This is a genomic window from Pontibacter silvestris (assembly GCF_020907275.1).
Taxonomy (GTDB): domain Bacteria; phylum Bacteroidota; class Bacteroidia; order Cytophagales; family Hymenobacteraceae; genus Pontibacter; species Pontibacter silvestris.
The window spans coordinates 160,677-174,175 of record NZ_JAJJWI010000006.1 but is presented as its reverse complement, the minus strand read 5'-3'; the positions used below and the strand labels follow the sequence as shown (position 1 = coordinate 174,175).

The window sequence follows — 13,499 nt, the reverse complement described above, 5'->3', positions numbered from 1 at the left end:
TATTCATACTGTTCAGTTAACAGAAGAAAATTAAAGTGCTATGCTTACACTTCCTATATATTTAGATAATAATGCCACTACACCGCTAGACCCGCGTGTGCTGGATGCTATGATGCCTTACCTGACAAATATGTTCGGTAATGCCGCTTCCCGCAACCATGCATTTGGCTGGCAGGCAGAAGAAGCTGTTGATTATGCACGTGAGCAGATTGCTTCGCTTATCAACTGTTCCCCAAAAGAAATCATTTTTACATCTGGCGCAACTGAAGCTGATAACCTGGCGATCAAAGGGGTGTTCGAGATGTATGCTTCTAAAGGTAACCATATTATTACGGCTACTACAGAGCATAAAGCTGTGCTGGATACCTGTAAGCACATCGAAAAATTAGGAGGTAAGGTTACTTACTTACCTGTAAATGAAGAAGGGCTAATTGACCTGCAGCAATTGGAAGAAGCTATCACTGATAAGACGATTCTGATTGCTCTAATGTTTGCCAACAACGAGGTTGGTGTAATTCAGCCTGTGCGTGAGATATCTAAAATCGCTAAAAAGCACGGTGTTCTGTTCTTTACTGACGGTACACAGGCAGTCGGCAAAATACCTGTAGATGTAGAAGCTGATAGCATTGACCTGATGGCATTTTCTGCTCATAAGATGTACGGGCCAAAAGGTGTTGGTGCTTTGTACGTGCGCCGCAAAAACCCAAGGGTAAAAGTTACTGCCCAAATGGATGGTGGCGGACATGAGCGTGGCATGCGTTCTGGCACACTTAACGTTCCGGGAATTGTAGGACTTGGCAAAGCTGCTGAGCTGGCTAAACAAGACATGGAGGCAGATACAGCCCGTATTTCTGCCATGCGTGATCGCTTGGAGAAAGAACTGACTACTATTGAAGAGTCTTATGTAAATGGTTCACGTGAGCACCGGCTGCCACACGTGTCTAATATCTCCTTTAAATATGTTGAAGGAGAAGGCCTGATGATGGGCGTAAAAGACCTTGCTGTGTCTTCTGGTTCTGCCTGTACATCTGCTTCTCTGGAGCCATCTTATGTACTGAAAGCATTAGGATTGAGTGATGACTTAGCACACTCTTCGCTGCGCTTTGGTTTAAGCCGCTTCACCACTGATGAAGAAATTGATTTTGCAATAAACCACGTAAAAGAAGCTGTTTCTAAGCTTCGTGAACTGTCTCCTCTATGGGAAATGTTTAAAGAGGGTATCGACCTGAACTCTATTGAGTGGGCTGAACACTAAAATTAAGATTCAGAAATAATGAATGACTGGTAAAGCAAGCGTCATACTTCATAGTTTCTGATTCAATTCATAATTCTTGATTCATAATTCGTAATTATACATAGCTATGGCTTATTCAGATAAAGTAATTGATCATTATAATAACCCACGTAACGTAGGTACATTAGATAAATCTAAAGCAAGTGTTGGTACTGGCCTTGTAGGTGCCCCTGAATGTGGTGACGTGATGCGTCTCCAGATAGAGGTGGACGAAAACCAGGTGATTACTGACGCAAAGTTTAAAACATTCGGATGTGGTTCTGCTATCGCTTCATCATCTCTGGCAACAGAGTGGCTGAAAGGTAAGACTGTTGACGAGGCACTTGCTATTGATAATATGGCTATTGTAGAAGAGTTGGCTTTACCTCCTGTTAAAATCCACTGCTCTGTTTTAGCTGAGGATGCAATTAAATCTGCTATCAACGACTATAGAGTAAAGAATGGTTTGCCTGCTTTAGAGATAGCTAAATCACATCACTAATTATTTCTTAACCTTGATGAAATGCTTGTAATAAGCAGCGCTTCTCTAAAAAGCAGATTGAAACTCCTTAGCTTATAAGTGGGAACAATCTGCTTTTTTTAAATGTAATCAGTATAAACTCTGAGATACTTTGGTCTTACTGCAGGCCTTGTTAGTGAACTAAGCTTATGATCAGCTGCAGACAAGAGCAGGAGAAGGTTCAGAAATCATAGCAATACTTATTATCTTTATGCCCGTAATAATAAGGTATTGACATTAATAAAAGATATACAACAGAGACACGCTTAAGCATCTTTATTTAATTTTTTTAGCTTAAGCTTATTATTTGTCTCTTAAACTATAAATAGCATGATTACAGTATCAGAAAAAGCAAAAGAGAAAGTGATCAAACTGAAGCATGACGCCCAGTTAGACGACACATTTCGTTTACGCGCTTCTGTTGCGGGTGGTGGCTGTTCCGGCCTTTCCTATAAGCTCGACTTCGACGATGAGGTAAAGCCTATGGACCAGGAGTTTGAAGACAGAGGCGTAAAAGTTGTGGTCGACATGAAAAGTTTCCTTTACCTGGCTGGTACCGAACTAGATTTCTCGGACGGCTTAAACGGCAAAGGCTTCTTCTTCAATAACCCTAATGCTACCCGTACCTGTGGCTGTGGCGATAGCTTCTCGGTATAAATTTCTTAATGTTTAAAATTAAGTAAAAAGGGTCGCTAGCTTTAGCGACCCTTTTTTTATAACCTCATAAAACACAAGATTTCCTGTCCTACAGAACAGAAACTCATGTTAATAGTAGATTTAGTAAGCTCTGGCTAACTTGTTTTCCATAAAGTTCATAAAAGCTCTGTTTACTACGCCTGTTCCACCAGGTGTTGGATAATTACCAGTAAAATACCAGTCGCCTTTGTGCTCAGGGCAAGCTTGGTGCAGATCTTCTATACGCTGATAAATAACCTGCACGTCAGCATTTACGTCAGGAGCTTTTACTATCTCAGATACTTTATCAGATATTTCGTCTGTATCGAACATATCATAGAGTTCCTGCACAAAATTCACCTGCTTGAACTCTGGTGTACCTACAGCAGCCAAGCACTTGTCATATGTTTCTTGCAGCTTAAAAGACAAGCCTCGCTCTTTTAAAAGCTCAAGCAAAGCCCTGAATGCCACAAACTCCTTCATGCGAGACATGTCAATACCATAACAGTCAGGGTAACGGATTTGCGGTGCACACGAAACAATAATAATCTTCTTAGGCTCCAGCCTGTCCAGCATTTTGATAATACTCTTCTCTAACGTAGTACCACGTACTATTGAATCGTCCAGCACTACCAAGGTATCTATCCCTTTCTTTACAACTTCATAAGTGGTATCGTACACGTGCGTTACCAGTTCATCGCGGCTGTCGTTGTCACTAATAAAGGTGCGTAGTTTCGCATCTTTTATGACTAGTTTCTCGGCACGGGGCTTAAACTGCAAAATATCATCCAGTTGTTCTTCAGTTAGATTCTGGTTTAATATAGCCTTACGACGATACCCCCGCAGATACTGCTCTATGCCTTTCATCATGCCAAGCCATGAAGTTTCGGCTGTGTTAGGAATATAAGAGAATACAGTATCTTTTAAGTTATAGTCAATAGCCTCCAGAATCTGGCGGCACAACAGCTTACCCATGTTCTTACGCTCCATGTATATTTCCGGGTCATTTCCACGTGAAAAGTAAATGCGTTCGAAGCTACAGGAAGTTTTCTCTCTTTGCGGAAGGATCTCTTTAAGAGAAGGGTTCCCAGCCTTATCCACAATAAGGGCATGCCCAGGTGTGATTGGCTTTATTTCGCTGTATTCTATATCAAAGGCTGTTTTAATAGCAGGCTTTTCAGAAGCCACCACTACCACTTCGTCATCAATATAATAATAGGCCGGGCGTATGCCATTAGGGTCACGTACTACGAAAGAGGCACCGTAACCTGTGAGACCAGCCATAGCATAACCTCCATCAAAATCACGACAGGAACGCTGTAATACACGTTGCAAATCAAGGTGCTGCTCTATCTGTTGGGTAATTTCCTGGTTAGAATAGCCTTTGGCTTTATGCATGTCAAACTGGCGCTGGTTCTCCTCATCAAGGAAGTGACCAAACTTCTCCAGAACAGTAATGGTATCTGACTTATGCTTTGGATGCTGCCCCAGTTCTATCAGTTTCTGGAACTGCTCATCTACGTTGGTCATGTTAAAATTACCGGCTACAGCAAGGCTTCGGCTACGCCAGTTATTCTCCCGCACCATTGGGTGGCAGTTATCTACGCTGTTAATGCCATGTGTACCATAACGCAGGTGGCCCAGATAAACATCTCCCAGAAAAGGCATTTTCCCCCAAACCCATTCTGTATCGCTTACCCTGTCAGGATACTCTTCCTTCAGTTTTGAATAAGTCTTCCCGATCTTGCCAAAGATGCTGTCTATGGCACGTGTTTTCACAGAGCGGAAACGGCTGATATATTCAATACCTGGAACTGCATCTATCTTAATACTGGCAACTCCGGCACCATCCTGGCCACGGTTATGCTGCTTTTGCATTAACAGGTACAGCTTGTTGATGCCGTACATGGGAGTACCATATTTTTCTGTATAGTACTCTATCGGTTTTCTAAGCCTGATTAAGGCTATACCGCATTCGTGCTTAATTGAGTCGCTCATGGGTGCTGTTAAAGGGCTTTTGTTAGCAACTGGTTAATATATTGCAGCAGCAGGTCAGGTTTAAAGAACAGTACCAGCAGCGGCAATGCAAACGCTGCTAACAGCAGCTTATTAGACAGTGAAATAACTAATTTTTTATCAGTTTGATTCCCTTTAAAGAAAAGGTAATATGGTATTTTGATATAGTAAAATAAAGCAACACCTGTCAGCAATACTCCCGCTACAAGCAGCATCAACAGCACCATGTTGTTATGAAGTGTATAAGCCTCCCATACATTGCTGAAGATAAGCAATTTACCCATAAACCCAGCCAACGGAGGTAGGCCCGTGAGAGAAATAAGGTATAGCACAGCCATTACTCCCAAAAAAGGATAAGCACGCCCCAGCCCTGAAAATCCTTCCAGCCTATTTATTTGTAGCTCATCCTCAGCAAGCTGTAGTATAAGAAAAGTACCGAAGTTCATAAACAGCAACACGGTCAGGTAGAATAAAACACTCGCTTTATAATCGACTCCAAAGGCAAGCAGCCCTACCAGAAGAAAGCCTGCATGAGATATGGACGAGAAAGCAAAAAGCCTGCGCGGTACCTGCTGCCACAAAGCTGTAAAGTTTCCTATTGCCAATGTAGCCAAAGCTCCTAAAGCTAAAAGTAGCTGAACATCTTTGAAATAAGAAGCCATTACAGGGTCAGCAAAGGCAGACAAAAAACGCATAATGACAATAATACCAGCCATTTTAGGCCCTGTAGAAAAGAGTGCGACTATTGGCAGCGGTGCTCCCTGGTAAACATCAGGTGCCCAGAAATGGAAAGGCGCAGCTGATATTTTAAAGAAGAAGCCAGCAAAAACCAAAACAGCAGCTAGCATTACCATCAGTGGGCTAACCTGTATCATAGATGCCCAGAAGTCATTATCGGAGTAAGTTAGCGTTCCGGTTAATCCATAAAAGAAAGACATACCGTACAACATGACTCCCGCCGACAAAGTACCATACAGGATGTACTTTATGCCCGCTTCTACTGATCGTTTCTTCTCTTTTAGCGTGATTGTAAGTATATAAGAAGCAATAGAGACAACTTCAATAGCAAGAAAAACCATTAACAGGTTCACAGACTTTGCCATTAGGTTGAGGCCCAGCACGAGCATCAGGATCAAACCGTAATATTCCCCCTGCCCTTTCTTCAGCCTGTCTATAGATTTATTAAGAACAGAAAGCAAAACAGAAAATGTACCTACCGCACTAAAAAGAATACCTGCATAATGTGCTATGCCGTCAGACACCAGCAACTCTAAAAAAAAAGTTGTTTCAGCATTATTGCCAGCCTGTATCTGAACTACCATTGAGGCGAAAAATGCTGTAAGAGCTATCCAGGGCAGCAAGCTTTTTATCTTAACAGATCTAAAGAGATCGAGCGTAACCAGCAGCAGAAAGAAACCCGCCAACAGTAGTTCGGGTAGCAGAGAGCCAGCACCGGATACTATGGCGTTGATGGTTTCGGTTAAATAAGCTGCCTGTTCGTTCACGGGGTGCTTTACAAAATCGAAGATAAAACAATATTTAACTGCTCCTGCCCATTCTGCAGTACCAGTTCAGAGAAACCTGTAACGGCCACACCTATCTTGTTCAGCAACAACGACGGGAAAATACCAAACAGCAAAGCCAGTATTGCCAATGGCACAAGCATAAGGTATTCCCGCAGGTTCAGATCACTGATAACCGCCTGCTCTCTTAGCTCCGGAAATATCCAATACTTACCAAAGAACATGCGCTGCAGGGCCCACAGGTAATAAGCGGCAGCCAGTAATAAACCAATAACAGCCACAATAGTCAGCCAGCGAGGGAGTAAGCCTGTGGCTTCAGGAGCCCTAAACCCTCCTAACAGCACCAGTAACTCAGAAATAAATCCAGAGAAACCTGGCAAACCTAAAGAGGCAAAAAAAGCAATAACAACGAAAGCTGTATAGGCAGGCATGGCACTTGCAAGGCCTCGAAAATTCACAATCATACGATTATGTGCTCTATCATAAATAACACCTACCACCAGGAAGAGCATTGCCGAGATAATACCATGGCTAAACATCATGTAGATAGCCCCGTTTACGCCTTCGGTAGTTAGTGAGGCTAAACCTAGCAGCACAAAGCCCATGTGAGATACCGAGGAATAAGCAATCAGTTTTTTCAGATCGTTCATAGCCAGTGCACATAGCGCTGCATAAATAATAGACAATACTCCCAAGCCTCCTACAAACACAGAAAAATAAGCTGCTGCATCCGGGAAAACAGGGTACACAATGCGCACTAAGCCGTAGCCCCCCACCTTCAATAACACAGCTGCCAATAGCACTGAAATAGGCGTTGGTGCTTCCACGTGTGCGTCAGGAAGCCAGGTATGAACCGGCACAACCGGCACTTTGATAGCAAAACCGGCAAACAGTAATAAGAAGGCTACAAAACGAATAGGTTTATCCCACAATGTTACATCTGACATAATGTGCAACAGGCTATCAGGTATAAAGTTCGCACTGTCCATCATGGCCGGTATGCTAAAGGTTCGTACCAGATCTGTAGTGGCAATTGTATTATCCTGTAGCATTTGCTGTACTTCCAGTATTACCGCTACCGGCACAGGCACACCATTACCTACTAAGCCTAATTGCCTCGCTGTTGCCTGCGGGTCAATAACAGAGGTGTACAACCCAATCATCACTATTAAGATGAAAAGGGACCCTACTAAAGTGTAGATAAAGAATTTTATAGCGGCATATTCCCTCTTTGGTCCGCCCCAAATACCAATCAGGAAGTACATTGGGAGGAGCATAAACTCAAAGAAAAGGTAGAAAAGGAATAAATCAAGCGCCAAGAAACAACCCATGACACTTGTAAGCAGCAACAGGTACAGTAGAAAGTATCCTTTTACCTGCTTTTGTATAGTCCAGGAAGAGATAACTCCAATAACGCCCACTATACCTGTGAGCAACACCATACTCACACTTATACCGTCAACACCAACAAAATATTCTATCTGGAATTGCCCCAGACTGCCCAGGCTTAAACCAATCCAGTTGAGTTTCTCTACATACTGATACCCGCTTCGACCATCGGCATAAGCATTCCCATCAAAAGAAACATAAAGAAGCAGCGATAAGCCCATCTGCACCAATGTGCCCAGTAAGGCCACTGCCTTAATTGGCTTTTGTAAATAGCCAGGCATAAGTAGAACGACAAGTGCTGCAAGCAAGGGTGTACAAATAAGGCTACTGAGTATAAAATTCATCTATCCGTTGAATCGAAATGCAAACTTAAACATCAAAACACGATGATGTATAGTATAATCAAAATAAATCCGAAAAGTGAGTAAACAAAGTATGATTGAATCTTACCATTTTGCGGATAAAGGCCAACGTAACCGAACAACCTCGATAATGCCCCTACTAACCAGACAGTACCATCTACAATAAGTGTGTCGAAATACTTTATTACTTTCGAAAACACGACCAATGCTTTACTGCCATTATTCAAAAGGCTGTCTATAACCCATTTGTCATTTCGGTAAAGCACACGCCCAGCCAGTAAAGTTGGCTGCACCAGCGCCCTGTTATAAAATTGATCGAGGTAGTAATGGTTATAAGATAGTTTGGCAAAAGTGCTTTGTGGTTTTTCCTGGCTTAAAGCTTCGCGGGTTTTATTTCTGTACTTGCTGATAGCAAAACCTATACCTAACACTCCCAATAAAGCTGACACCACGCCAAATACTATATGTGCGGTATGGTTAGCCTCGTCCTGCCTATGTACTGCACCGATAAGACTTTCTGCCAAAAGTCTGCTATCGGCAGACAGCACCTCTAAGCTAATGCCATTCATCAGCCAGCTATCGGCAAAGCTAAATGGGTTGGTAGAGAAAACCAGCCCTAAAGAAAGAAAAGCCAGCAACACTACAGGCAATGCCATGACATGCTCAACTTCTCTTTTGGCAGTTAGCCTTAATTCTTCCACATTAAAAGGCAACCTGAAATTTCCGAAAAACATAAACCACATGTGGCGGCCCATGTAATAAGCTGTCAGCAAAACTACTGTAAAGCCAACGACCGGAACTATATAATAAAAACTATTGCCATTAAGGCTCATGGTTTGAGCCCAGGCCCAGCTACCAGCCAAAATAGCATCTTTGGAGAGGAAACCTGAAAACAGTGGTAAACCTACCAGGGCAGCCGCAGCTAACAGGTATGTGTAAAACGTAAGCGGCATTACTTTTCGAAGCCCGCCCATGTTCCGAATATCCTGCGGATCTATATTTTCCGGTTGGTGCGTATGGTGCAGCCCCCGATGCATGGCATGAATAATAATACCAGCATTCAAGAACAGCGCTGCTTTGAAGAAAGCATGTGTCGCCAGGTGAAAAAGTGAAGCATCATGTGCACCTGTCCCCATCCCCATCACCATATAACCTAGCTGAGAAGTGGTAGAAAAGGCAAGTACTGCTTTTATATCATATTGTGTGAGGGCGGCAACAGCACCAAGTAATGCCGTTATAGCTCCTACAACAGCAATAACAGTAAGTGCATCTATTGTAAAAAATGCATAGCAACGGGCAAGCAGGTAAACACCAGCCGCCACCATGGTAGCCGCATGAATTAAGGACGAAACAGGCGTAGGCCCTTGCATGGCATCAGGCAGCCACACCTGCAACGGAAACTGAGCAGACTTACCCACACACCCCATAAACAAGCCTAAACCAGCCAGCGTTAATAGCAATGAACTTAACTCTACCAGCCAGGGCTGCCCATTTAAAATATAGGAAAGTGTAAACACTCCCCCAGCCCAGTTACCTGAATTGATCAGGGTACGAAGCGCTTCCAAATCAAAAGTCCGGAAGTAAGTGTACAGCGTAAATAACCCAATCAGCAGCCCAATGTCCCCTACTCTGTTCACTAAGAAAGCCTTTTTGTTTGCCGCCACGGCCGCAGGGCGTTTAAACCAAAAACCTATCAGCAGGTAGGAAGAAAAACCTACCAGTTCCCAAAACATAAATAATAATAGCAGGTTATCTACCAGCACAATCCCCAGCATACTGAACGTAAACAAACCGAGGTAGGCAAAATAGCGGCTATAGCCTTCGTCGCCATGCATATACCCTACTGAGAAAAGCTGTACTAAAGAGGAGATAAACGTCACGATAACAAGCATTAGCACTGCTAGGTTATCTAAAAGTATTCCGGCTGTAAAATATGCGAATGTGCCATTGAAAGCTGGTAAACTAAACCAGTTTATACGACTATGGAACATTGCGGTATTCCAGGTTAAAGCAAATAGCCAAACAGATACAGCAAAAGCCAAAAGCATCATACTAATGCCCAGCCAGTCGCCGTGGCGCGGCAGGCGCTTACCAAAGAAGATCAACACAAAGAAGCTCAGTAATGGCAGCAACATCACCACTAAAGCTAGTGCGGTTTCTGAGGTGCCAGCCAGTGGCTCTAAAAGTGAGGTAAGCTCCACGTATAGTTAAGGTTTGGTTATTTCAACCTCTGTTTTAAGATTAAGAAAGTAATCACTGCCTTGTAATGAGGGGGCAAAGTTAATGATATTGTATAAGTTTTTTCAACATTAACTTTCAGAAAGGTACCAGGGTGAAAGTAATCGCAAATGTAAAAGAGCATCGCTTTAAGCTTAAGAAGTTAAAAGCAAAAGCACTATAACTGTTGAGGTGTTCAACCGCTATAGTGCTTCGTATCTAAAATAATGGTCTAAAAAGACGAGGTTTCTTTAGGTAAATATTTTCAAATCAGAACATGCTTAGTTTCTTACCGCAATCATAAGCCCCAGTTCTTTATAGCGCATACCAAAACGTTTTGCTATATGCGCATTCGTTAGGCTGCCTTTATAGATGTAGACACCTGTGCGATAATGATCGTTAGTGAACAGTACCTCATTAAACCCGCCATACTTGGATATGTCTGTAAAAATTGGCGTAAAAATATTGCTTAATGCGTTTGTCGCAGTGCGTGGAACACGAGAGGCTATATTAGGCACACAGTAATGAATAACATCGTACTTCCGGTAAATAGGGCGGCTGTGAGAAGTAACCTCAGATGTCTCAAAACATCCTCCCTGGTCTATACACACATCTATAATAATAGATCCGGGGTTCATTTGCGATACCACATCTTCCTCTATCATACAAGCAATGGTTCCGTCTTCAGCACCCAAAGCTCCTATCACCACATCTGCCTGCTTTATTTCATTGTAAAGAACAGCCTTATCCAGGGTAGAAGTAAAGATCTGAGAACTGATATTATTCTTTAGACGGCGGAGCTTATAGATCTGATTATCGAAAACCTTCACTTCTACACCTAAGCCAAGAGCAGCTCTGGTAGCATATTCAGCTACTGTTCCGGCTCCCAATATTACCACCTTAGAGGGCGGCACTCCCGTAATACCTCCCAGAATAACCCCCTTGCCTTCGTGGCTGCTGCTTAGATATTCAGCGGCAACAAGCATAACAGTACTTCCAGCAATTTCACTCATGGCACGAACTACTGGCTTCGCTTCCGATTTGTCACGAATAAGCTCGAAGGAAATGGCATTGATTTTTTTGCGAAGAAGCGCGTTGATGTATTCTGAAGTAAGGCTACCAAATTGCAAAGCCGAAATAAGCGTTTGTCCTGGGTGCAGATACTCAATTTCTTCATAGGTAGGGGGCGCTATCTTCAAAATCATATCAGCCTCGTATACCTCTTCTGTAGAATATACTATTCTGGCTCCGGCCTCAGAATATTCGTGATCAGAATACTTAGAGGGGCTTCCGGCTCCAGCTTCAATCCAGATGCGGTGCCCCTGGTCTGCCAGCTGCTTTACAGCATCCGGGTTCAAGCCAATACGGTTTTCCTGAAAAGAAGACTCTTTGGGCAATCCAATAAACAGGCTACGGCGACGCTCTTCTACAGCCAACATTGACTCTTTGGGATAAAGCGCCTGACTGGTGGCTATTTTCCCAAAATCCATGGCGAATTTCTCCGGCATACTATACTTTTTTAATAATCATGGTACGGGCCTCACCTTCGGCGGCAGGCTGAAGCAAAACTAACAGGTAATGATCTGGTAACAGGTTCGGAATCAGTGACGGCCACTCAATCAGACAAAGCGACCCTGAGTCAAAGTATTCCAGAGCTCCTACGTCCAGTGCTTCGCGTTCATCATTAATCCTATAAAAATCAAAATGGTAAATTAGTTTCCCAGTTTCCGCTTCGTACTCATTAACCAGTGCAAAGGTAGGGCTGCTCACGTTATCCTTAACACCTAATTGGCGACAAAGTTCTTTGATAAGCGTAGTTTTACCAGCCCCCATTGGCCCCTCAAAAAGAACAATAGGTTCTTCTCTTACCTCCTCTAAAAGAACAGATGCCGCCGCTGGCAAATCAGCCAACGACGACATCTCTATATGGGCCTTTTCCACTGCGGTATTGTACATTCTTACTTAGGCGAAAGCGTTACAAATGGTATGATAACCTCTTCCAACGACACTCCCCCATGCTGGAAAGTATCTTTGTAATAGTTTACGTAATAGTTATAGTTATTTGGGTACGCAAAGAAATGATCTTCTATCGCGAATACAAACGTAGTGGAAACATTGGCTTTAGGCAAGAAAAATCGTTCCGGCTTTTTAACCGTGAACACATCTTTATCGGTGTAGCCCAGGTTTTTACCGTGCTTGTAGCGCAGGTTGGTGTTTGTATTTCTGTCTCCTATTATCTTGAAAGGCCTTTTCACGCGAACTGTACCATGGTCGGTGGTAATAATAAGACGGCCTCCTTTCTCAGCAATTAACTTTAGAGTCTCAAACAAAGGCGAGTGCAGGAACCAGGATTTGGTAATAGAGCGGTAAGCAGACTCATCCGGCGCCAGCTCGCGCACCATGTTACTGTCTGTGCGGGCATGCGACAGCATATCCACGAAGTTGTACACAATAACATTTAATTTATTGTTATCCAGATTACTAAACTTGTTTAAGAGATCTTTACCAGCTGCAGGGTTTGTAATTTTATGGTAGCTGTACTTTTCGTTAATGCGATTTTGTTGCAGCTGTATATCCAGAAACTCTGGCTCATTCAGATTCTTACCCTCTTCCTCGTCATCGTTTACCCACAGGTTAGGGTAGCGTTTGGCAATTTCAGAAGGCAGCATACCAGAAAAAATGGCATTACGCGCATAAGCGGTGGTAGTAGGCAGTATAGAATAATACATCTCCTCGCTGTCTACATTAAAATAATCTGTTATGAGTGGTTCCAGCACTTTCCATTGGTCGTAGCGCAGGTTATCTATAAGCAGGAAGTAAACAGGCTGCTTCGACTCTTTCATCATTGGGAACACACGCTCCTTAAACACCTGGTGCGACATGAGCGGAGCCTCATCCGACTCTCTGTTAACCCACTCTTCGTAATTGTCCATGATAAACTTGGCAAAGTTGGAGTTCGCCTCGTCTTTCTGCATGTTTATCACGTCGGCCATACTTTTATTTTCGGTCTCGTCTATTTCAAGCTCCCAATACACCAACTTCTTATAGATATCAGTCCACTCCTGCGGGCTCAGGCGCTCGCCAAAAGCCATTCCCAATGTACGAAAATCGCGCTGGTAACTCATGTTTGTACGCTCCGATACCAGACGCTTATTATCCAGTATCTTTTTTACAGAGAGTAGCACCTGGTTCGGGTTAAGCGGCTTAATGAGATAGTCACTAATCTTAGCACCAATAGCTTCTTCCATAATGTGCTCTTCCTCGCTTTTCGTAATCATGACAACAGGAACAGCAGGGCGAATAGTTTTAAGCTCATTCAGGGTTTCAAGTCCACTAATGCCGGGCATATTTTCATCCAGGAACACGACATCAAAGCTTTTTTCCTGAAACTTCTCAATGGCATCGGCTCCACTGTTTACAGGTGTGATATCATAGCCTCTGTCTTCCAAAAACAGAATGTGCGGTTTGAGCAGGTCTATTTCATCATCAGCCCATAAAATATTATATCTTTGCATAGTTCTCTT

General features: G+C 43.2%; 10 protein-coding genes. 3 read left to right on the top strand and 7 right to left on the bottom strand.

The annotated features are described in order from the left end of the window. Nucleotides 1-40: 40 nt before the first annotated feature. From LN995_RS07540 to LN995_RS07530, 3 genes are all read left to right on the top strand, one after another. Nucleotides 41-1,255 carry an IscS subfamily cysteine desulfurase gene (locus LN995_RS07540; protein WP_229959970.1) on the top strand — a complete coding sequence of 405 codons (1,215 nt, stop codon included), beginning with the start codon at nucleotides 41-43 and terminating at the stop codon, nucleotides 1,253-1,255. Nucleotides 1,256-1,361: 106 nt separating this feature from the next. Continuing rightward, complete coding sequence (iscU, locus tag LN995_RS07535) at nucleotides 1,362-1,775, top strand: Fe-S cluster assembly scaffold IscU (protein ID WP_229959968.1); 414 nt, start codon at nucleotides 1,362-1,364, stop codon at nucleotides 1,773-1,775. 348 nt (nucleotides 1,776-2,123) lie between these two features. Continuing rightward, nucleotides 2,124-2,450, top strand: coding sequence for a HesB/IscA family protein (locus LN995_RS07530; protein WP_229959966.1), 327 nt, complete (start codon nucleotides 2,124-2,126; stop codon nucleotides 2,448-2,450). 120 nt (nucleotides 2,451-2,570) lie between these two features. On the opposite strand, the gene LN995_RS07525 is transcribed toward LN995_RS07530, so the two are convergent. The 7 genes from LN995_RS07525 to porX all read right to left on the bottom strand — a co-directional run bounded on the left by LN995_RS07525 (nucleotide 2,571) and on the right by porX (nucleotide 13,490). Next, a complete protein-coding gene (locus tag LN995_RS07525; RefSeq protein ID WP_229959964.1) occupies nucleotides 2,571-4,466 on the bottom strand; it encodes an amidophosphoribosyltransferase in 1,896 nt (631 codons plus the stop codon). Between the two features lie 8 nt (nucleotides 4,467-4,474). Next, on the bottom strand, nucleotides 4,475-5,989 hold the full coding sequence (locus LN995_RS07520) for an NADH-quinone oxidoreductase subunit N (RefSeq protein ID WP_229959962.1): 1,515 nt from the start codon (nucleotides 5,987-5,989) through the stop codon (nucleotides 4,475-4,477). Between the two features lie 8 nt (nucleotides 5,990-5,997). Then, a complete protein-coding gene (locus LN995_RS07515) occupies nucleotides 5,998-7,740 on the bottom strand; it encodes a complex I subunit 4 family protein (protein WP_229959960.1) in 1,743 nt (580 codons plus the stop codon). Nucleotides 7,741-7,772: 32 nt separating this feature from the next. Then, on the bottom strand, nucleotides 7,773-9,959 hold the full coding sequence (gene nuoL / locus LN995_RS07510) for an NADH-quinone oxidoreductase subunit L (RefSeq protein WP_229959958.1): 2,187 nt from the start codon (nucleotides 9,957-9,959) through the stop codon (nucleotides 7,773-7,775). Nucleotides 9,960-10,256: 297 nt separating this feature from the next. Continuing rightward, the gene (locus tag LN995_RS07505; protein ID WP_229959956.1) at nucleotides 10,257-11,483 is read right to left on the bottom strand and encodes an alanine dehydrogenase; all 1,227 of its coding nucleotides are present in this window, start codon (nucleotides 11,481-11,483) and stop codon (nucleotides 10,257-10,259) included. Between the two features lies 1 nt (nucleotide 11,484). Beyond that, nucleotides 11,485-11,931 (bottom strand): tRNA (adenosine(37)-N6)-threonylcarbamoyltransferase complex ATPase subunit type 1 TsaE, encoded by a 447-nt coding sequence (tsaE, locus tag LN995_RS07500; RefSeq protein ID WP_377468898.1) that lies wholly within the window; start codon nucleotides 11,929-11,931, stop codon nucleotides 11,485-11,487. Nucleotides 11,932-11,933: 2 nt separating this feature from the next. Then, nucleotides 11,934-13,490, bottom strand: coding sequence for a T9SS response regulator signal transducer PorX (gene porX / locus LN995_RS07495; RefSeq protein ID WP_229959954.1), 1,557 nt, complete (start codon nucleotides 13,488-13,490; stop codon nucleotides 11,934-11,936). Nucleotides 13,491-13,499: the final 9 nt, after the last annotated feature.

Bases quoted from the DNA above. Each gene is read 5' to 3' on its own strand.
- LN995_RS07540 (WP_229959970.1), top strand. From the start codon at position 41: ATGCTTACACTTCCTATATATTTAGATAATAATGCCACTACACCGCTA.
- iscU (WP_229959968.1), top strand. From the start codon at position 1,362: ATGGCTTATTCAGATAAAGTAATTGATCATTATAATAACCCACGTAAC.
- LN995_RS07530 (WP_229959966.1), top strand. From the start codon at position 2,124: ATGATTACAGTATCAGAAAAAGCAAAAGAGAAAGTGATCAAACTGAAG.
- LN995_RS07525 (WP_229959964.1), bottom strand. From the start codon at position 4,466: ATGAGCGACTCAATTAAGCACGAATGCGGTATAGCCTTAATCAGGCTT.
- LN995_RS07515 (WP_229959960.1), bottom strand. From the start codon at position 7,740: ATGAATTTTATACTCAGTAGCCTTATTTGTACACCCTTGCTTGCAGCA.
- LN995_RS07505 (WP_229959956.1), bottom strand. From the start codon at position 11,483: ATGCCGGAGAAATTCGCCATGGATTTTGGGAAAATAGCCACCAGTCAG.
- tsaE (WP_377468898.1), bottom strand. From the start codon at position 11,931: ATGTACAATACCGCAGTGGAAAAGGCCCATATAGAGATGTCGTCGTTG.
- porX (WP_229959954.1), bottom strand. From the start codon at position 13,490: ATGCAAAGATATAATATTTTATGGGCTGATGATGAAATAGACCTGCTC.